The organism is Sphingobium sp. LMC3-1-1.1 (assembly GCF_040676285.1).
GTDB lineage: Bacteria > Pseudomonadota > Alphaproteobacteria > Sphingomonadales > Sphingomonadaceae > Sphingobium.
In genome coordinates this window covers 158,077-177,039 of record NZ_JBEGHQ010000034.1, presented here as the reverse complement: position 1 = coordinate 177,039, position 18,963 = coordinate 158,077, and the positions used below count along the sequence as shown (strand labels likewise).

15 protein-coding genes, 1 tRNA gene and 1 riboswitch are annotated in these 18,963 nt (G+C 65.2%); of the genes, 9 read left to right on the top strand and 7 right to left on the bottom strand.

Features of this window, described 5'->3' with window-relative positions; genetic code table 11:
- Nucleotides 1-47 precede the first annotated feature (47 nt).
- The gene (locus MRBLMC3_RS17030; protein WP_363755585.1) at nt 48-953 is read left to right on the top strand and encodes a DMT family transporter; all 906 of its coding nucleotides are present in this window, start codon (nt 48-50) and stop codon (nt 951-953) included.
- A 96-nt stretch (nt 954-1,049) separates the two neighbouring features.
- Nucleotides 1,050-2,414: a methyl-accepting chemotaxis protein gene (locus MRBLMC3_RS17025; protein WP_363830706.1), complete on the top strand. Its 1,365-nt coding sequence runs from the start codon at nt 1,050-1,052 to the stop codon at nt 2,412-2,414.
- A gap of 51 nt (nt 2,415-2,465) precedes the next feature.
- On the opposite strand, the gene ppc is transcribed toward MRBLMC3_RS17025, so the two are convergent.
- Nucleotides 2,466-5,165 (bottom strand): phosphoenolpyruvate carboxylase, encoded by a 2,700-nt coding sequence (gene ppc / locus MRBLMC3_RS17020; protein WP_363738687.1) that lies wholly within the window; start codon nt 5,163-5,165, stop codon nt 2,466-2,468.
- Between the two features lie 140 nt (nt 5,166-5,305).
- On the opposite strand from ppc, the gene MRBLMC3_RS17015 reads away from it, so the two are divergent.
- Nucleotides 5,306-6,760, top strand: coding sequence for an ATP-binding protein (locus tag MRBLMC3_RS17015; RefSeq protein ID WP_363738685.1), 1,455 nt, complete (start codon nt 5,306-5,308; stop codon nt 6,758-6,760).
- Nucleotides 6,757-7,218 (top strand): low molecular weight protein-tyrosine-phosphatase, encoded by a 462-nt coding sequence (locus MRBLMC3_RS17010; RefSeq protein ID WP_363738683.1) that lies wholly within the window; start codon nt 6,757-6,759, stop codon nt 7,216-7,218. Before MRBLMC3_RS17015 ends, MRBLMC3_RS17010 begins: the two co-directional genes overlap by 4 nt.
- Nucleotides 7,219-7,229: 11 nt before the next feature.
- Here the strand turns inward: MRBLMC3_RS17010 and MRBLMC3_RS17005 are convergent, their stop codons facing one another.
- From MRBLMC3_RS17005 to paoA, 4 genes are read right to left on the bottom strand one after another with little or no spacing between them, the layout of a single operon-like run.
- Nucleotides 7,230-9,230, bottom strand: coding sequence for a TonB-dependent receptor plug domain-containing protein (locus MRBLMC3_RS17005; RefSeq protein ID WP_363830703.1), 2,001 nt, complete (start codon nt 9,228-9,230; stop codon nt 7,230-7,232).
- A 53-nt stretch (nt 9,231-9,283) separates the two neighbouring features.
- Nucleotides 9,284-11,497: an aldehyde oxidoreductase molybdenum-binding subunit PaoC gene (gene paoC / locus MRBLMC3_RS17000; RefSeq protein WP_363830700.1), complete on the bottom strand. Its 2,214-nt coding sequence runs from the start codon at nt 11,495-11,497 to the stop codon at nt 9,284-9,286.
- Nucleotides 11,498-11,500: 3 nt separating this feature from the next.
- Complete coding sequence (locus tag MRBLMC3_RS16995) at nt 11,501-12,451, bottom strand: FAD binding domain-containing protein (protein WP_363830697.1); 951 nt, start codon at nt 12,449-12,451, stop codon at nt 11,501-11,503.
- Nucleotides 12,448-13,098 carry an aldehyde dehydrogenase iron-sulfur subunit PaoA gene (paoA, locus tag MRBLMC3_RS16990; RefSeq protein WP_363830695.1) on the bottom strand — a complete coding sequence of 217 codons (651 nt, stop codon included), beginning with the start codon at nt 13,096-13,098 and terminating at the stop codon, nt 12,448-12,450. The genes MRBLMC3_RS16995 and paoA overlap by 4 nt, the downstream gene beginning before the upstream one ends.
- A 258-nt stretch (nt 13,099-13,356) precedes the next feature.
- On the opposite strand from paoA, the gene MRBLMC3_RS16985 reads away from it, so the two are divergent.
- A tRNA-Gly gene (locus MRBLMC3_RS16985) sits at nt 13,357-13,431 on the top strand.
- A 249-nt stretch (nt 13,432-13,680) separates the two neighbouring features.
- Here the strand turns inward: MRBLMC3_RS16985 and thiC are convergent.
- Nucleotides 13,681-15,540 (bottom strand): phosphomethylpyrimidine synthase ThiC, encoded by a 1,860-nt coding sequence (gene thiC / locus MRBLMC3_RS16980; protein ID WP_363830692.1) that lies wholly within the window; start codon nt 15,538-15,540, stop codon nt 13,681-13,683.
- Nucleotides 15,541-15,551: 11 nt separating this feature from the next.
- Nucleotides 15,552-15,959, bottom strand: a complete 408-nt coding sequence (locus tag MRBLMC3_RS16975) for a DUF2065 family protein (protein WP_363738669.1) — start codon at nt 15,957-15,959, stop codon at nt 15,552-15,554.
- Between the two features lie 55 nt (nt 15,960-16,014).
- Nucleotides 16,015-16,125, bottom strand: a riboswitch (TPP riboswitch).
- Nucleotides 16,126-16,208: 83 nt separating this feature from the next.
- Between MRBLMC3_RS16975 and MRBLMC3_RS16970 the strand changes: the two genes are divergently transcribed.
- The 4 genes from MRBLMC3_RS16970 (at nt 16,209) to MRBLMC3_RS16955 (ending at nt 18,786) form a co-directional block, all read left to right on the top strand.
- Nucleotides 16,209-16,505, top strand: a complete 297-nt coding sequence (locus MRBLMC3_RS16970; protein WP_363738667.1) for a hypothetical protein — start codon at nt 16,209-16,211, stop codon at nt 16,503-16,505.
- Between the two features lie 395 nt (nt 16,506-16,900).
- Entirely contained in the window at nt 16,901-17,473 is a 573-nt protein-coding gene (locus tag MRBLMC3_RS16965) for a hypothetical protein (protein WP_363830689.1), read from the top strand.
- Nucleotides 17,474-17,475: 2 nt separating this feature from the next.
- Nucleotides 17,476-17,766, top strand: a complete 291-nt coding sequence (locus MRBLMC3_RS16960; protein WP_363830686.1) for a winged helix-turn-helix domain-containing protein — start codon at nt 17,476-17,478, stop codon at nt 17,764-17,766.
- Nucleotides 17,767-18,006: 240 nt separating this feature from the next.
- Nucleotides 18,007-18,786, top strand: a complete 780-nt coding sequence (locus MRBLMC3_RS16955; protein ID WP_363830683.1) for a DUF4253 domain-containing protein — start codon at nt 18,007-18,009, stop codon at nt 18,784-18,786.
- The last annotated feature ends 177 nt before the right edge of the window (nt 18,787-18,963 follow it).

The window sequence follows — 18,963 nt, the reverse complement described above, 5'->3', positions numbered from 1 at the left end:
TTCGCCTTGTCCTCCCCGTCGCAGGACGGGAACGGGGGGAAGGATAGATGATCTGGCTTCCGGCGACATTGCTGGCGGGCGCGATCCAGGCGTGGCGGACCGCGGTGCAGCGCCGCGTGAGCAGGGAGATGTCCGTCAACGCGGCGGGACTGGTGCGCTATCTCTATGGCCTGCCGTTCACGATGCTGCTGCTGGCGGGTCATCGGCTGATCTTTTCCGGTCCCCTCCCCTCGCCCGATCCGTCCTTCCTGCTGTTCTGCCTGGGCGGCGGGCTGGCGCAGATCATCGCGACCAATCTGCTGATCATGGCCTTTGCCCATCGCAATTTCGTCGTCGGCACCGCTTATTCCAAAACGGAGGCGGTGCAGGGGGCCATCCTGTCCTTCCTGCTGATGGGGGAGCGCCTGCCTCCCCTGGCCTGGGTGGGGATAGGCTGCGGCGTGGCGGGCATCATGCTGTTGTCGATCGGAGGTGAAAGACCCGGCTTCATCAGCGCCCTGGGACAGCCGGCGGCCCTGTGCGGGATCGCATCCGGCTTCTTCTTCGCCCTGACCGCGATCGCCATCCGGCGGGCGACGCAGGAGGTGGGGGGCGGCGCGGACGCGGACCCGATCCTGGCCGCGCTGATCGTGCTGGTCGTCACCGTGGCGATGCAGACGATGATGCAGGGCGGCTTCCTGCTGCTGCGCGAACCTGGCGAAATGCGCAAGGTGCTGCGCGGCTGGCGCATTTCCGGACAGGTGGGGCTGTTGTCCGCGCTGGGTTCGGCCTGCTGGTTCACCGGCTTCGCCACGGCGCCGGTCGCGCTGGTGCGGATCGTCGGGCAGGTGGAGGTCGCCTTCACGCTGGGCTTCGGCCATTTCTATCTGGGCGAGCGGATGAAGCGCAGCGAGGCGATGGGACTGATCCTGGTGGCCACCGGCGTCGTGCTGGCGCTGGCGGGCGCACTGTAACGGCCCGCCGCATCGCTAACGGATATTTTACCAACGTCCGATAGCTCGGCCGGCGTGGAAAACCAGGCAAGAAACCGGAATATCGAGCAGGCGGTGATGAAGGTGGCCAGGCTGTCGGGCGACCTGGGCATCCGTACGCTCGACCTGCAGGCAGACATCAGCGAACTGGCGGAGCGCGTCACCAACCAGGCGCGCACCATAGAGGCGATCAGCGGCGCGGCGGCGCAGCTTTCCCGCGACGGCGAAAGCGTGTCGTTGGCAGGGCAGGATGCGCGCGAAAAGGCCGTGGCCGCGCGCAGCATCATCCAGGATTCCGGACGCCAATTGTCGGACGCCAACGGCAATTTCGTCGACCTGATCGAGCGGGTGAGCAGCGTTCATGCCCAGCTGGACGGTTTTCGCGAGGCGCTGAAGACCGTCGCCCATGTCACCAGCGTGATCAGCGGCATTGCCAGCCAGACCAATTTGCTGGCGCTGAACGCCACCATAGAAGCGGCGCGCGCGGGCGACGCCGGGCGCGGCTTTGCCGTGGTGGCGGCGGAGGTCAAGAAACTGGCGCAGGAAACCGCGACCGCCACCCAGACGATCGATCGGTCGATCGGCGCGTTGACCGGCGAGGCGGGCAAGATGCTGGAAGGCATTGTCCACAGCGCGGAAACGGCGCGTACCGCTCTCAACGACACCAAGAATATCGAACTGCTGGTCGAACGGCTCGGCGCGTTGATGCAGGATCTTTCCAGCAACAGCGAGACCGTGGCCGAACGCATCACCTCCATCGTCGCGTCGGCAGGCGAGATTCGCGGCGGGCTGGCGGCGCTGGCAAGCACATCGACCGACAATGCGGGCGGCCTGCAGAGGCTGTCCTCCCGTATCTCGATCGCCAGCGAGGACACCAACCAACTGCTGCAACTAATGGCGGAAAGCGGGGTCGAGATTGCCGACACGCCCTATATCGACTTCTGCCTGGGCGCGGCGCAGGCGGTAAGCGACGCGCTGGAACTGGCCATTGTGGAAGGCCACCTGACGGAAGGCGAACTGTTCAGCGAAACCTATATGCCCATCCCCGAAACGCAGCCGGTGCAATATAGCCATCCGGTGCAGCCGGTGCTGATCCCTGCGGCACGGGCGCAGCAGGAACGGGCGCGCGCCTTTCCGGGGCTGTTCGGCATGACCTTCACCGACCGCAACAGCTTCGGCGCGGTCGCCATGCCGGAACGATCGCATCCGCAGCGGTCGGGCGACGACAATTGGAATTTCGAATATTCGCGCCAGGGGCTGATCTTCGACTTTCCCGACACGCGCGAACAGTGCCGGATCACACAACCCTTCTGCATCAAGGCCTATCGGCGGCTGAACGCGGCGGGCGAGGTCATCTTGCTGAAGCAGGTCATCGCTTCCATCCACGTGCGCGGACGGCATTGGGGGATTTTGCAGATGGCCTACCAGGACCAGGACAGGTGAGATTCCCCGGCTGAGGCATGGGCATGCCCGACTGGAAAACGCTTCAGGACATCAGCCGCTGTTCCTCAGCGCCGTCGCAATCGCGTTGATCGACAATTCTATGCCCTCCTTGATGCGCGGGTCGTCCTCACCGCTGCGGTGGCGCTTCATCAGTTCGACCTGCAGCAGGTTCAGCGGCTCGATATAGGGCAGGCGCAGGCGGATCGACGTGTCCAGCTTGGCATTCTTCTCCAGCAGGCGGGTCTGGCCAGTGGCGGCGAGCAGGCCGTCATGCGCCTTGTCCCAGCCGTCGCGGATGCGGCCGAAAATCTCCACGCCTCGCACCTGATCCTCCACCAGCGGCAGATAATGGGCGGCGATGCCGAGATCGGACTTGGCAAGCACCATTTCCAGATTGGCGAGCGCCGATTGCAGGAACGACCAGTGCTGCGCCATGTCCGCCAGCAACGCCTTGTCCTCGAAGGCGGCAAGCGCGTGGCCGACACCGTACCAGCCCGGCAACATCACCCGCGCCTGGGCCCAGCTGAACACCCAGGGAATGGCTCGCAGATCCTCGATCCGCGTACTCTTTGTACGACTGGCGGGCCGGGAACCGATCTTGAGGCCGGAGATTTCCTGGATAGGGGTCAACTGCCGGAAGAATTCCTTGAAGCCGTCGGTGCCATAGACAAGGTCGCGATAGGCGGCGAAGGCGGTCTTCGACAGTTCGTCCATGGCCGCGGCAAAGCGGGCCGCGTCACGATCCGACAGGATTTCGGGTTCCAGGCTGGCGAGCAGGGTCGCGCTGGTCATCGCCTCCAAATTGGTCATGGCGACGTCGCGGGTGCCGAATTTGGCGGCGATCACCTCACCCTGTTCAGTGATGCGGATGCGGCCCTGGACCGTGCCCTTGGGCTGCGCCTGGATCGCCGCGAAGGAGGAACCGCCGCCGCGGCCGACCGCGCCGCCGCGGCCGTGGAAAAGCTGCATCGCCGTGCCCGCCTCGGCAAAGACGGGGGCCAATGCCTTGCTCGCCTGGAACAACCCCCAGGTGGAGGTGATGTAGCCGCCATCCTTGTTGCTGTCGGAATAGCCGATCATCACTTCCTGATGACCCCGCGCCCGGACCACGCCGCCTATTTCGGGCAGGCCGAAATAGGCGCCCATGATCTTGGGCGCGGCCTCCAGGTCAGCGATGGTTTCGAACAGGGGAACGGCCATGATCGCCGCCTGCGGCGGGGCACCATCGGTCCCCGCGCGCCAGAGGCCCGCTTCCTTGAGGATGATGTTGACTTCGAGCAGGTCGGAAACGCTCTCCGCCTTGGAGATGATATAGTGGGTGATGCATTGCGGGCCGTAGATGCGGTGCGCCTCCGCCGCGGCCTGCACGATGGCGAGTTCGGACGCGGTCCTTTCCGAATATTCGAAAAAAGGCGTGCCGAGCGGCCGGTTGTTCGCCAGTTCCCGCCGGAGCAGCGCGATGCGGGCATATTCGTCGAGGCTGGCGTAATCCGCCTCGACGCCCGCGACCTTCAGCAGTTCGGCCACCACGCCTTCATGAACATCGCTGTTCTGCCGCATGTCGAGCGTGGCAAGGTGGAAGCCGAAGGTTTCCAGCGCCCGGATCAGGCGACCGAGCGCGCCGCCGGTCGCCAGCGCGCCATTGCCCTCGCTCGCCAGGCCCTGCGCCACCGTCACCAGATCGCGGCGCAGGTCCGAAGGGCTGGCATAGGGTTCGCCCTTGAGTGCCGAGGGGCGCGCTGGCGCCTTGCCCACCAGCGACCGGTGCGTTGCGGCCAGGCGGGCATAGATGCCGGAAAGCGCCCGGCGATAGGGTTCGTCTTGACGGCTGGGGGACATGTCGCCGCTGGCGTCGGCCAGGTCGAGCACCGCCTGAGACACATGGGCCAGTTCGGTGGACAGCGACAGTTCCGCGCCCAGCGCGTGGAGCGCGTCCATATAGAAGCCCAGCGCAGCCTCACAGCCCTTGACCAGCGCCAGTCGGAGCTGGGGCGCCTGGACGAACGGATTGCCGTCGCGATCACCGCCGATCCAGTTGCCCACGCGCAGGAAACTCTGGGGACGCGCGCCCAGCACCCGTTCCCACCGGGCATAGAGCGCGGGCAAGACAGGGAGGAACACGTCGCGGAAATAAGCGAGGACATTTTCGATCTCGTCCGCGACGAACAGCTTTTCGCGGCGCAGCGGCCGCGTCTGCCACAATAGCGCGATCTGGCGGAAGATCGCCTCGTCCAGATTCTCGCCCTCATCGGTTTCCGTCCGCCCCGCATCCTTGAGCGCCATCAGGTCGGCGATGCGGTTCTTGTGGTCGATCATGCTCTTGCGCCGCACCTCGGTCGGGTGGGCAGTCAGCACCGGCACGATCAGGGCGTGGGACAGAAGGTCGAGCACGGCTTCGCGTTCTATGCCGTGCGACTCCAGCTTCGCGACCACCGATGCGACGTCGGCCCCCGGTTCGGCGGCAACGCCCTGGCGATCTTCGGCGAGGTTGGCGAGCATCGAGAACAGCATGAAGCCACGCACGAAGCTGAGCGTATCGTCGAGGCTCAGCGCGTCGAGGCCGGTATCGACCACGTCGGCGCCATGCAGGCCGCGCGCCCGGTCGACCGAGGCAGAGCGGATATATTCGGTCTGTTTGTAGATCTTCTCCCCGCCATAGGCGCGGATCACATCGCCCAGCAGACGGCCGAGATAGCGGATGTCGGGATTCTGCGTGATCGCAGGAGCGGAGGAGGATGCAGGAGTCGCCATGGAGGAACGATGCTGCATCGCAACAATGCAATGGTCAAGCGCTTCCCCCGATCCGCAGTGCCCGATCGCGCAACCAGAAGCATGCCGGAGGTCGTCGTGCGGGGTTGCGCAAGGGCCACCGGCTGGGCCAAAGGACATGCGTGACCGCCAGCATCAGCATAGGAACCGACAGCAACGGCAACGCCGTTCTGGTCGATGTCGAGGAATTGCTTGCCACCCGGCTGCTCGTCCAGGGCAATTCGGGATCGGGCAAGTCGCATCTGCTGCGCCGGTTGCTGGAGGAAAGCGCCGCGCTGGTTCAGCAGGTGGTGATCGATCCGGAAGGCGATTTCGTCACGCTGGCGGATGAATATGGCCATGTGGTGATCGACGCGGGCGACTATAATGAGCGCGAGATCGTCAAGATGGCGATGCGCATCCGCGAACACCGCGCATCCGTGGTGCTGAGCCTCGAATCGCTGGAACTGGAGGCGCAGATGAAATGCGCCGCATCCTTCCTGTCGACGCTGTTCGATGCGCCCCGCGACCATTGGTATCCGGCGCTGGTCGTGGTGGACGAGGCGCAGATGTTCGCGCCCGTCGCGGCAGGGGACGTGTCGGATGAGGCGCGCCGCCTCAGCCTGGCGGCGATGACGAACCTGATGTGCCGGGGACGCAAGCGCGGCCTTGCCGGGGTGATCGCGACGCAGCGCCTGGCGAAGCTCGCCAAGAATGTCGCGGCCGAGGCGTCGAATTTCCTGATGGGGCGCACATTCCTGGACATCGATATGGCGCGGGCGGCGGATCTGTTGGGCATGGAGCGGCGGCAGGCGGAGCAGATCCGCGATCTGGAGCGCGGGCGCTTCCTGGCTTTGGGGCCGGCCATCTGCCGACGGCCGGTGGCGGTGAAGATCGGATCGGTCAAGACCAGCACCCGTGGCGGCACGCACAAGCTGATGCCGCCGCCGGTCGCGGCGACGGAGGATTTGCAGGAATTGCTGTTCGCGGGCGCGGGCGAGGAAGAGGTCATGCCCCCGCCGCCGCCGCGTGCCGAACCACCGCCCCTGCCCGCCGAGGAACTGATGCGCGCCCTCGCCGCCGCGCCGTCGGCCAAGCCGGCCGCGCCCGAGCTGGATTTCGGACAGAATGAGCCGATCGTGATCGCCGTGCTGGAGGAGATCGTCGCCGATCTGGGGGAAGCGCAGCCGAGCGTATCGACGCTCTACCAGGATTTCGGCGTCCGGTGCCGGATGAAGGGATTGCGCCAGCCGCCGCTCGACCTGCCGGCCTTTCGCAAACGCTTCGCCATGGCGCAGGCCGGGATGTTCGACGCCGGTGATCCGCGCTGGACCGATGCGATGAAGGCGGCGGAAGCCTTGCCGGAGGACATGCTCGCGCCCTTCCTCCTCATCGCGCGCGCGGCGATGCAGGGACTGCCCTGCCCCGACGATGTGGCGTTGGCGCGCGCCTATGGCACCAGTTCGCCGGGGCGCGTGCGGCGGCTGATCGACTATATGGAGAAGCTGGGCGTGATCGTGGCGCGCACCGATTTCGGCGGACGGCGGTCGATCGGCGTGCCACATCTCGGGCTCAGCACGGCAGCGGCGGAAGGATGAGCGCTTCGGTCCTGTTCGTGTGCCTGGGGAATATCTGCCGCTCGCCGCTGGCGGAGGCGGCGCTTCGGGCGGAGGCGCAGCGGGCCGGCCTTCCGCTGACGGTGGATTCGGCCGGGACCGGCGACTGGCATGTCGGATCGCCGCCCGACCGGCGGGCGCAGGCCGTGGCGCTGCAACATGGGATCGACATTTCCGGCTATCGCGGGCGGCAGGTGACGGCGGCGGATTTCCGGCGGTTCGATCATGTCTTCGCGCTGGACGCGGAGAACCTTCGCAACCTCAGGCGGATTCGGCCGTCAGACGGGACGGCGGAACTGCGGCTGCTGATGGACATGGTGCCAGGACGCGAGGGGAGCGGCGTGACCGATCCCTATTTCGGCGACGATGCGGGCTTCGACGTGACCTGGGATGATGTCACGCGGGCCGCGCGGGCGATTGTGGAGCGGTTGCGACCCTGAACTGTTGCACCTCAGCTTGCGAAGCGGAAACCGATCCACAGGGTCCGCGGCGTGCCGAGGTCGATGGATCCCGCAGCATTGCGGGTGACCACCTCCTCATCGAAGAGATTCTCGCCCCGCGCGACCAGGGTCACGCCATGGCCCAGCGGGAGGCGCGCCACCGCGTCGACGGTCAGCGCATGGGGCAACACGTCCTTCTGGAGGTCATCCTCATATTGCTTGCTGACATAACGGAGCGTGGCGGAGAGCGCCGGTCCCTCCTTCGGCTCCCACGCCAGCGTGGCGCTCGCCGCATGGCGGGGGCTTTGCGCCGGTGTCAGGCCGTCAAAGCCCATGCCCGGCGCATGCACCATGCTGTGGCTGTAGGCGTAGGATGCCGAAAGCAGGAAATCGCTCACGCGGCCGATGGCGGTCAGTTCGACGCCCTTGGCGGTGATATGGTCGACATTCTGCCGCTCCCGCGTGTTGGCGACATTGGTGAGGGTGACATTGGCGATGGCGTCGTCCAGCCGGTTGATGAATCCGGTGACGGAAAGGGTGAGGCCCTGAACGGGGGTGACGTCGACACCCGCCTCTGCGCCCTTCAGCTTTTCAGGCGTCAGCGCGGCATTGGCACGGGTCGTGATCGGGAAGACCACGAACGGCCGGTAGAGTTCGTTGAGTGTCGGCAGGCGGAAACCGCTATAGGCCGCGCCACGCAGGGCGACCGCATCGCTGATCCGGTAGAGCGCGCCAGCCCTTCCGGAAAACTGCCAATCGGAGCGGTCGGCAAAGCTGTTGTTCGCCGCGCCGGCGCCAGTGGCGCGATAGAAACCGTTGCTGATCGTCCAGCGATCGGCACGCACGCCGCCCGTCAGGACCAGCCGGCCCAGCGTCCAGTCATCCTCGGCGAAGAGCCCGGTCGTCATCTGCTCGCCACCCGCATGACGCCGGGAGGTCACGGGGTTGGCCGCGATATTGGCGTTATAGGCGTCCTCGAACATATCGCCGGTGGCGAAGCGGGTATCCGCGCCGACGCGCAGCACATGGTCGGGGCCGACCGGCGGGCGCAGCTCGATCTTGCCGCCGATGCCGGTGGAGGGCGTGTTCCGCTGGTCCAGCGACTTGCGGAAGGTGGACGCCGAAATCACGATGTTGGAGAAGTTGCGCGCCTGGATATAGGCGAGCGCATCAACCTGCCACGCGCCGCGGGAGATGAAGCGGATGCTGGCGTCCTGCCCTTCGCTCATGCTGTCGGCGCCCTTGAAGCGCAACGTCCGTTCGTCGTGGAAGATGGTGCCGCGAAACTGGATTTCCGACGTCGCGGAAAGCGGCGCGACGGCGCGCAAATTGGTCGACCAGCCGTCATAGGCGGCGGGCGCGGTAGCGGCGACGCGCTGGTCCTTCGGCGTGGTCTGGAAGCCGTCGCCCCGGTCCCAGCGACCCGACAGCGAGACATAGCCGCCGCCCAGGTCGGGCGTCAGGCTGGCGGTCAGTTCGGTCGCGTCCTTGCTGCCGTAGAAGGCGCTCGCGGCCAAGGTCGGCAGCTGGTCACGGGTGGCGCTGGCGAGTTCGATGGTCCCGGCGACCGCGCCCGCGCCGAAGGCCCCTATACCACCGCCGCGCGTGACCCGCACCACCGACAGGCGGTCCGGCACCAGCGCGCTGAACGGAATATAGCCGAAAAAGGGATCCGCCATCGGCACGCCATCGAGCAGCACCAATGTCCGGCTGGAGGCATTGCCGCCCAGGGCGCGCAGCGTCGCCCCCTGCGCCGAGGGATTGGCCGAGCGGCTGTCGGAGCGGCGGAATTGCTGGAACCCCGCCACGTCGCCCAGCACGCTTTCGATCCGCCCGGAGGCGCTGTTGGTCAGGCGGTCCCGGTCGATGATCACCGATCCATAAGCGGGCGTGCCCGGCGGCAGGGACAGCCCCTCTCCCGTCACGACGATACGGTCGGGATCAGGAGCCTCCCCCGCCGTCGCGATCGTCGGAATTGCGGCCAGAACCAGCGACAGCGTAAGATATTTCATGGGCGCCCCTTTCCTCTCTTTGGGACAGGGACTAGGGGCGCCGCGTAGGAAGTTCAAGCGACCCTATTTCCGGTTGACGCCGCGAGAATCCTGTCAATCGTCAGTGGATAGTCGCGCAGGCGAACCCCCGTGGCATTGTAGATCGCATTGGCGACCGCGGCCCCTGCCCCGCAAATGCCCAGCTCTCCGACACCCTTGGCCTTCATCGGGGAACTCTTGTCGTCCAGTTCCTCGACGAACAGCACATCCTGATGCGGGATGTCTGCATGCACGGGCACCAGATATTCGGCCATGTCATGGTTGACGAAAAAGCCGAACCGCGTGTCGACGCTGAGCTCCTCCATGAGGGCGGCACCCACGCCCATGGTCATCGCGCCGATCACCTGGCTGCGCGCCGATTTGGGGTTGAGGATACGCCCGGCGGCAAAGGCCCCGCCCATGCGGCGGATGCGCACCTCGGCCGTGTCGATGTCGACGCCCACTTCGCAGAAATGCGCCCCGAACGTCGCCTGCGCATAGCGCTTTGTAAGGTCGCCATAATCCATGCTGTCCTCGGCCCAGAGGCCCTGGCCTCCCGCCAGCGTTCCGAGCGGCTGGGACTGGTTGCCCAGCCGCACCAGACCATCCTCGAACAGCGCCTTTTCCGCGGGAAAGCCCGCCTTTTCCGCCAGCATGGCGCGCAGAGCCATGGCGGCGGCATAGACCCCCGCCGTGGCGCTGTTGGCGCCCCATTGCCCGCCCGACCCGGCCGAGGCGGGAAAGCGGCTGTCGCCCAGCCGCACCGTCACGGACTCCAGCGGCACGCCCAGCATTTCCGCCGCCGTCTGGCCGATGATGGTGTAGCTGCCGGTGCCGATGTCGGTCATGTCGGTTTCGACCGTCACATGCCCCTTGGCATCGACGCCGATACGCGCGCCCGACTTGACCACCAGATTGTTGCGGAAAGCGGAGGCGACACCCATGCCGACCAGCCAGCGGCCGTCGCGCACCTGCGCCGGCTTGGGTTTGCGGCGGTTCCAGCCGAAACGGGCAGCCCCCTCACGCAGGCATTCGACCAGTTTCCGGCTGGAAAAGGGACGCTGCGGCCCAGCTTCGGGATCATATTGCACATCGTTTCGGATGCGCAGTTCCACCGGATCGACACCGCAGGCTTCCGCCAGTTCGTCCATCGCGACCTCCAGCGCCAGAAGGCCGACGGCCTCGCCCGGCGCCCGCATGGCATTGCCCTCCGGCAGGTCGAGGGTGGCCAGGTGATGCGCCGTCATCCGGTTGGCGCCGCGATAGAGCAGGCGCGTCTGCTGCGCAGCCATTTCCGGCTCGCCGCCCGGCAGGTCGCCCGACCACACCTCATGGGCGATGGCGTCGATCACCCCCTGCCGGTCGGCGCCGATGCGGATGCGCTGGATGGTGGCGGGCCGATGGGTGGTGTTGTTGGGGATTTGCGGCCGCGCGATCGCCACCTTGACCGGCCGCCCGACCAGGCGCGCGCCCAGCGACGCCAGCAATGCATCGGCGCGCAGAAACAGCTTCGCACCGAAGCCGCCACCGATATAGGGCGAGACAAGGCGGATATTCTCCTTGGGAATCTTCAGCGTCTTTGCCAGATCTCCCACGCTCCACGCGATCATCTGGTTCGATGTCCAGAGCGTCAGCCGGTCGCCGTTCCAGGCGGCGATCGTCGCATGCGGTTCCATCATCGCGTGACTCTGGTCGGGCGTGGTGTAGTGCTGGTCGATCTTCACCGCAGCCTTGGCAAAGCCGGCCTCGAAATCGCCCGTCCTGGTATCGGAAGTTCCGTCGCCGTCCTGCGGGGCTGAGCCCTTGTCCCGTTCCACCGCCAGATCGAAACGCCCCTGTTCCGGCGCATAGTCGATGCGGACGAGCCGCGCGGCGTCGCGCGCATTTTCCAGCGTGTCGGCGATCACCAGCGCCACCGCCTGTTCATAATGTTCGATCTGCGGACCGCCGAGCAGATGGGCCGTGTTATGATTGCCCTTGCCAAGCGGTCCGGCATTCTGGTGCGTGACGATGCCCAGCACCCCGGGCGCGGCTTCGGCGGCGCGCAGGTCCATGGCGCTGATCCGCCCCTTGGCGATGGCCGATCCGACCATCCAGCCATAGGCGGCATTGGGCGCGGCATCATGCCGCTCATAGGCATAGGGTGCGGTTCCGGTGACCTTGGCGGCGCCATCAATGCGGTCATGGGGAATGCCGATGACGCGGCCCCGGTCGATCGGGTTGGTGGTGGCGGGCGTGTCGAACTTCATGGCTCAGGCCCCCTTCTGACGGTAGATCGAAGCAAGCGTGCGGGCGGTCAGTTGCTGCTTGAACGCATTATGCGCCGTGGGACGCGCGCCGGTGAGCGCAGCCTCCGCCACGGCCGCCGCGCCGGATGGAGCCGCCGCATCGGCGGCATCGGTGCGCCAGGGCCTGGCCCCTATGCCGCCGAAGGCGAAGCGCGCCTGCCCGTCCTTCGCGAACACCGCCGCGACGGAGACCAGCGCGAAGGCATAGGAGGCCCGGTCGCGCACCTTGCGATAGACATGGGTGCCGCCCAGGGGCGTGGGCAGCGTGACGGACGTGATGAGTTCGCCGGGTTTCAACGCATTTTCGATATGCGGCGTTTCGCCGGGCAGCAGGTGGAAATCGGCGATCGGGATGGACCGGCGGCTGCCGTCGGCCCCCACGGCGTCGACCTGCGCGTCAAGCAGGCGAAGCGCCACCGCCATGTCGGAAGGGTGCTGGGCGATGCAGGCATCGCTGGTCCCCAATATGGCGAGGCTGCGGCTCATCCCCTTGAGCGCGCCGCAGCCGCTGCCCGGAACACGCTTGTTGCAGGGCATGCGCGTGTCATAGAAATAGGGGCAGCGGGTGCGCTGGAGCAGATTTCCGCCCGTCGTCGCCTTGTTGCGCAGCTGCCCCGAAGCGCCCGCCAGCAGGGCCCGGCTCAATACCGCATAATCGCGGCGGACGACCTTGTCGGCGGCCAGATCGGTATTGCGGACCATCGCCCCGATCCTGATGCCGCCTTCCGCCGTCGGCTCGATACGATCAAGGCCGAGGTGGTTGACGTCGATCAGATGGGTGGGCGTCTCGATCTGAAGCTTCATCAGGTCGAGCAGATTGGTGCCGCCCGCGATGAAGCGCGCGCCCTGGGTGGCGGCAGCGGTGCTTGCCGCCTCCTCGACGCTGGCGGCGCGGCTGTAGGTGAAGGGCCTCATGCCTTGTCCTTCCCCGTTCCTTGGCCGGCGACTTCGCTGATCGCCGCGACGATATTGGGATAGGCGGCGCAGCGGCAGATATTGCCGCTCATCCGCTCGCGCACTTCGCTCTCGGAAAAGGCCACCCGGTCCAACTCCTCGGTAACATGGCTGGGTATGCCAGCCTCAATCTCCGCCAGCACAGCCACCGCGGAACAGATCTGGCCGGGCGTGCAATAGCCGCATTGATAGCCGTCATGGGTGATGAAGGCGCGCTGCATGGGGTGAAGCTTCTCCGGCGTGCCGAGACCCTCGATAGTGGTCACATGGTCGCCCTCATGCATCACGGCCAAGGTGAGGCAGCTGTTGATCCGCCGCCCCTCCACGATCACGGTGCAGGCGCCGCACTGCCCGTGGTCGCAGCCCTTTTTCGTGCCGGTCAGGTGCAGATGTTCGCGCAGCGCGTCGAGCAGGGTCGTGCGGGGATCGAGTTGCAGATGCACCTCGCGGCCGTTCACGGTCAGTCCTACTGCGCTCATGCGGGCTTGCTCCTTCTGGCTTTGCGGGCGGCCGGACGCTGCGGCCTGCGCCTCGCCCAGCACGGGAACGGCAGCGGCCGCCGCCGCGCTGCCCTGAAGCAGGCCACGGCGGGTCAATGGTTCTGGCATGCGTGCTCCTCCTCCGGCGCTCCGCCTCCAGGGCGAAGAGCGATCATATCCGTCGTTGCTCAATGATTTAACGGGCAAAATGGTAGCATAGGTTGGATCACCGCCAGGCCGCAAGCCGGATAAAGTCGTGAGGGCGTGGGGGCAAATCGGGCCTGAGCGGAAAAAAATGACTTTATGCAGATTCTCCCTTGCCGAGGTGGGAAGCCGCTGCTAGTTGCCCCCCACCCGCCGAGAGGGACACTTCCTCCGGCCGCCAGAGCGGGCGTAGCTCAGGGGTAGAGCACAACCTTGCCAAGGTTGGGGTCGAGGGTTCGAATCCCTTCGCCCGCTCCAGTTTTCCTGCCTTTTTGAGGGCAGTGCAGCCCGAATTTAGCCGAAAATCGAAAAACGCGCGCCAGTCGATCACCTTTGATTGGCCGGGTGCGCTGTCAACACCTTGGCTGTGCTGGCGGGCTCGGCCGGGACAAGTCCGGCTTTACGCGCCCTGTTGCGGCACGGCCTCTGCCGGAGCGCCAGTCAGGAGCAGGACCGCCCCCGACCAGCGTCCCGGTCAATCACGCCTGGCCAGAGGCAGCCGCGCGCTCAATCATGCTCGCGGCCGCCGGCACCCATGTACAGCTCGCCGCCGGTTTCGCGGAAGACCTGGCTCATTTCCTTCATGCCCTTTTCCGCATCCTCGGCCGCGATGAAGCTGTCTGCCGGCTGGTTCTGCTTCGCCGCGAAATCCCGGACTTCCTGCGTGATCTTCATCGAGCAGAATTTGGGGCCGCACATGGAGCAGAAATGGGCAGTCTTGGCGCCTTCCGCCGGGAGCGTCTGGTCGTGATATTTCTCGGCCGTGTCGGGATCGAGCGACAGGTTGAACTGGTCGCGCCAGCGGAACTCGAAGCGGGCGCGGCTCAAGGCGTCGTCGCGGACCTTGGCGGCGGGGTGGCCCTTGGCCAGATCGGCGGCGTGGGCGGCGAGCTTGTAGGTGACGACACCGACCTTCACGTCGTCGCGATCGGGCAGGCCCAGATGCTCCTTGGGCGTGACGTAGCAGAGCATCGCCGTGCCGTACCAGCCGATCATCGCCGCGCCGATGCCCGATGTGATATGGTCATAGCCCGGTGCGATGTCGGTGGTGAGCGGCCCCAATGTGTAGAAGGGCGCCTCGCCGCAGGCCTCAAGCTGCTTGTCCATATTCTGCTTGATCTTGTGCATGGGCACATGGCCCGGCCCTTCGATCATCACCTGCACATCCTGTTCCCAGGCGCGCTTGGTCAGTTCGCCCAGCGTGTAGAGTTCGGCGAACTGCGCTTCGTCATTGGCGTCCGCGATCGATCCGGGGCGCAGGCCGTCGCCAAGGCTGTAGGCGATGTCATAGGCCTTCATGATCTCGGTGATCTCGTCGAAATGCTCGTAGAGGAAGCTTTCCTTGTGATGGGCGAGGCACCATTTCGCCATGATCGACCCACCGCGCGAGACGATGCCGGTGACGCGCTTCGCCGTCATCGGGATATAGGGCAGGCGCACGCCCGCATGGATGGTGAAATAGTCGACGCCCTGCTCGGCCTGCTCGATCAGCGTGTCGCGGAAGATTTCCCAGGTCAGTTCCTCGGCAATACCACCGACCTTTTCCAGTGCCTGGTAGATCGGCACGGTGCCGATCGGCACGGGCGAGTTGCGCATGATCCATTCGCGCGTGTCGTGGATGTTGCGGCCGGTGGAGAGGTCCATGACCGTGTCGGCACCCCAGCGGATCGACCAGACCAGCTTGTCGACTTCGCTCGCCACGTCGGAGGCGACGGCGCTGTTGCCGATATTGGCGTTGATCTTCACCAGGAAATTGCGGCCGATCGCCATCGGCTCCGATTCCGGGTGGTTGATGTTGCTGGGGATGATGGCGCGGCCGCGGGCGACTTCATCGCGGACGAACTCCGGCGTCACATAGTCGGGGATCGACGCCCCCCAATCCTGTCCGTCGCGGACATATTCGGCGAGGCGGGCGCGGCCCAGATTCTCGCGCTCGGCGACATATTCCATCTCCGGCGTGATGATGCCGCGGCGGGCATAGTGCATCTGGGAAACGTTCATGCCGGGCTTGGCGCGCAGCGGACGCTTGACCGTGTTGGGGAAGGGCTGAACGCCGCCGCTGCGGTCCGGACCCTTCAGACCATTATCCTCAGGCAGGATGGCACGGGCGTCATATTCCTCGACATCACCCCGGCCGATGATCCAGTCGCGGCGCAGTTGCGGCAGGCCCGCCATGATGTCGATCCGGGCATCGGGATCGGTATAAGGGCCGGAGGTGTCGTAGACGCGGACGGGCGGCTCCCCGCTGCCGGGTTCCAGGTCGATCTCCCGCATGGCGACCTTCAGGGGGCCGATATGAATCTTGCGCGATCCGCGAATGGGTCCGGTGGTGACGCGCATTTCGGTGCGAGCTGGAACGTCGGCCATATGCTTTCCTTTCAGGCGATGACGGTGGCGCGGCCGGTAAGGCCGGCGAGGAAGAGGAGAATGCCAAGAACGATGCTGGCGATCGCCCAGGCTCGTGTGGAATTGAGCGACCAGCGGCCGATCTTCAGCAGCGGGTCGGGAATGGCGAGCAGCAGCGCCCCTTCGATCAGCGCGACATAGCCAATGGCCGAAACGACGATCGAGAGCGGATCGCGCCAGATGCTGTGGATAAGGACGAGCGCCGCGCCGACCGCGAAAACCGGAAAGGCGAGCGCCATCACCAGTCCCGGCGAGCGTTCCAGATCGTCCATCATCTGCCGCCAGCGTTGCGGCGCAACGAGGCCGCCTATGCCGATGACGATCATGTAGAGGCCGATGGCTTCGGCCAGACGCAGGGTCAGGACGGAAATGCTGTCCATGGCTTGCCGTCCTCTTCTTCGCATCGGGGCGGAGGGCGGGCGCGGGTTGCTGCAAGCGAACAAGCCGTTCCCTCCCTACGCCGGTCTTATCCGGATCAGGTTCAGCGGGTCGCGGCCACGTCAGCCGCCTCTCAACCGCCTGTGGACGGTCCCCCGGGGATAGCCCGCATGTAGCCCAAGCGGAGAGCGAACGAAAGCCCCGTTCTGACGCTGGACAGCAGGTCGCCTTTTCCGCTTTAGTGGTCCGCGATGAAGCATCCCGATCTGTCGACCAAGGAAGGGCGCAAGGCGCACCGGCACGAGATGCGCATGATCGCGGTCAGGCCGCGCCGCTGGGGATTATGGTTGCTGACGGCGGGCTTCCTGCTGGTACTGGCGCCATCCGCGTTGAACATGCACAGCCTGTTCGGGCTTTGGCCGCCGATGCTGGGCGCGATCTGCATCATGCTGGGCGTGCCGCTGCTGGTGGCGAGCGTGCTGTTGAAGCGCCGCTATCTGCGGCAGCGTGTGGCCGGGCAGGCAATGGTGGGGCGGATAAAAGGCTGATATTTCCGCTGTTTTCCGTCGAAGTTCACACCATATGCGCGCGCGTGCCTGGGCGCGCGTAGGCCGGGTGACAATGTGTCGGACGTTTCAAAGAGGGCTGCGGCTTAGGCCGGGCCGGGCGGAATAGGACAGGCTGAATCTGCCGCCGGTTCGAGGAAATAGGATGGTTTTTCAGGAGCCTGTTACCTTTGGGACACAGGGGATGCCGATGTTGGCGGAGAGGGTTCCGATCCTGGGATTCTAGTCATTCGCGGATCGCGCGATCGATCGTGAAACTCGCAGCTCGTTTAGGGAAAAGCAGAGCGACACTGCGTTTCATGACATCTATCAACAAATAACTTTGTTTGACAAAGTACTTTTTTGCTCCATAGGATCATGTGTCAACCGGAGTCGATATGATGATCAGCAAGTCCGAAGCCGCCGAAGCTCTGCGCGATATGAAGCAGGTCCATCGCCGCACCAGCGCGGGCAGCGCTTATGCCAAGGCGAGCCCGCATCTAGTGCTCGGCGGTGTCCTGTGGGCGATCGGCTACGCCGCCTGCGGGCTGCTTCCGCCCGAACGCTGGGGGTCGGTCTGGGTGCCGATTGGGCTGGTCGGGGCGATCGCCAGCTATATCGTCGCCCTGCGGGCGCAGCGCTCGGTGGCCAGCAATCCGGCGGCGGGTGCGGTTCAGGCGGCGCATATTCTGTGGCTGATCGCCACGACAATGGCGTTCATCGCCACCTGCTTGCTGTTGTTCCAGCCCGCCGATCCGCTCGTTTTTCTCGCTTTTCCAGGGCTGGTGGCGGCGTTCGTTTATGTCCTGCTCGGAAGCCTGGGCTTGCCCCGCTTCCGCTGGATCGGTGCGGCGATGTTCGCGCTTCTGATCCTGGGGCTCATCGTCGAACGCGAAGCGATCGCCTTCTGGATCGCAGCGGCCGGCGGCGGTGGCCTGGTTCTGGGCGGCCTCTGGCTGCGCCGGGCATGACCATGACGGCGCCGAATGAAGTGATCCACCAGTCGCTGCGGCTGAAGATCATGGCCGCGCTGAATGCAGCGCGGGAGGATGGACCCCTGGAGTTTACGCGGTTGAAGGCACTGACGGGCGCTTCCGATGGCAATCTCTCGACGCATCTCTCGACGCTGGAGACGGCAGGCTATGTGGCGATCGAAAAGGATTTCGTTGGCAAGCGGCCACGGACGCGTGTGGGCATCACCGAGCCCGGCTCGATCGCATTTCTGGCGCACAGCGCTTACCTAAGGAGCATTATCGACAGTTAATCGGGCAAGAGAGAAAAAGGGCCCGTGCGTCGAACTTGCGCTACGGTGCTTTGGCGAACGGCGTGCCGCGATGTCGGCTTACGACCATTGTTTGCCTTTTGTTATCGATCTTTGCCACGCCCGTTGCAGACATTAAAGATCGTGTGCGATGCTGCTAGCATGACATTGACGCGAAGATCAGTGATTGGCGGAATTGCGGCTGTGGGTCTGTTCGGCGCACGGGGGAGCCAAGCTCAGCAGATGAACCCTGACCTCAGCCATCTAACGCCTAAGCAGCGGGCGGAATATGAAGCCATGCATGCTCGAATGATGGCAGCGTTCAAGTATGAACGGATCACTGTTCCGGGCGCAGCGGCGTTGATAGAGTGGGAGAAGTTGAAAGGGGCGGGTCGAGGGTGGCCGGTTATCGTCGGTGACGATGAAGACCTCGAACAAATCGCAGGCCAGTTTACAATAGCTGACCATGCTGTTTCAGGTGCAACTATACCGGGCCTGTCGTTGCGTTCGCCCGATGAGATTTTGACAGCCGCCACAACGCTACGGTTTCCCACCGATCTGCAAACGTGGTCAGGCGCATACAAACCTGAAGACCTGACCGCGCCAATAGGCTCGTGGCCATCGAGGGTGGACAATGATCCTCCGGGGCCGACCATCGCAACCGACATCCTCTCCGGCAAATTCCACGACAGGGTCCACATTATACTCATCCCGACTAGGTCGAGTTGGGAGGTTCCAGCCTATCTGCGATGGGGGGACTGGAACGCCTGCCCGCCTCCAGAATATCATGTCGCAGCATTGCGGACATGGCATGAACAATTCGGCGTGGAGCTGGTTGGCCTCAACGGCGACACGATGAACTTGCGAGCGGGAAGGCGACCGATCACCCGCCAACGAGCAACGGCACTCGCCAAAGATCAATATGCATACTGCCCCGACATCGTAGACCAAGGTGTCGGCACGGTGTCTGCGCTTGCAGCGACGCTCATGTCATCGGAGTGGTGGTATTTGTGGTGGGATTGAGATAGGCACGCCCGTGTCGGCTAACTGACCTTTGCGCGTCAAAACCCGACCTTCCGCAAACCAACCCCTTTCCGCAAACGCTGTCGTGCTCCTGCGCAGGCAGGAGCCCAGTTCTGACAGGTGGACTGGGTTCCTGCCTGCGCAGGAACACGTTGCATCCCTTCAACGGGTCCCCTT

Excerpts from the sequence above, each read along its gene's own strand:
- MRBLMC3_RS16970 (WP_363738667.1), top strand. The coding sequence starts at position 16,209 with ATGAAGCATCCCGATCTGTCGACCAAGGAAGGGCGCAAGGCGCACCGG.
- thiC (WP_363830692.1), bottom strand. The coding sequence starts at position 15,540 with ATGGCCGACGTTCCAGCTCGCACCGAAATGCGCGTCACCACCGGACCC.
- MRBLMC3_RS16960 (WP_363830686.1), top strand. The coding sequence starts at position 17,476 with ATGACGGCGCCGAATGAAGTGATCCACCAGTCGCTGCGGCTGAAGATC.
- MRBLMC3_RS17005 (WP_363830703.1), bottom strand. The coding sequence starts at position 9,230 with ATGAAATATCTTACGCTGTCGCTGGTTCTGGCCGCAATTCCGACGATC.
- MRBLMC3_RS16955 (WP_363830683.1), top strand. The coding sequence starts at position 18,007 with ATGAACCCTGACCTCAGCCATCTAACGCCTAAGCAGCGGGCGGAATAT.
- paoC (WP_363830700.1), bottom strand. The coding sequence starts at position 11,497 with ATGAAGTTCGACACGCCCGCCACCACCAACCCGATCGACCGGGGCCGC.
- MRBLMC3_RS16975 (WP_363738669.1), bottom strand. The coding sequence starts at position 15,959 with ATGGACAGCATTTCCGTCCTGACCCTGCGTCTGGCCGAAGCCATCGGC.
- paoA (WP_363830695.1), bottom strand. The coding sequence starts at position 13,098 with ATGCCAGAACCATTGACCCGCCGTGGCCTGCTTCAGGGCAGCGCGGCG.
- MRBLMC3_RS17030 (WP_363755585.1), top strand. The coding sequence starts at position 48 with ATGATCTGGCTTCCGGCGACATTGCTGGCGGGCGCGATCCAGGCGTGG.
- MRBLMC3_RS16995 (WP_363830697.1), bottom strand. The coding sequence starts at position 12,451 with ATGAGGCCCTTCACCTACAGCCGCGCCGCCAGCGTCGAGGAGGCGGCA.
- MRBLMC3_RS16965 (WP_363830689.1), top strand. The coding sequence starts at position 16,901 with ATGATGATCAGCAAGTCCGAAGCCGCCGAAGCTCTGCGCGATATGAAG.
- ppc (WP_363738687.1), bottom strand. The coding sequence starts at position 5,165 with ATGGCGACTCCTGCATCCTCCTCCGCTCCTGCGATCACGCAGAATCCC.
- MRBLMC3_RS17025 (WP_363830706.1), top strand. The coding sequence starts at position 1,050 with ATGAAGGTGGCCAGGCTGTCGGGCGACCTGGGCATCCGTACGCTCGAC.
- MRBLMC3_RS17010 (WP_363738683.1), top strand. The coding sequence starts at position 6,757 with ATGAGCGCTTCGGTCCTGTTCGTGTGCCTGGGGAATATCTGCCGCTCG.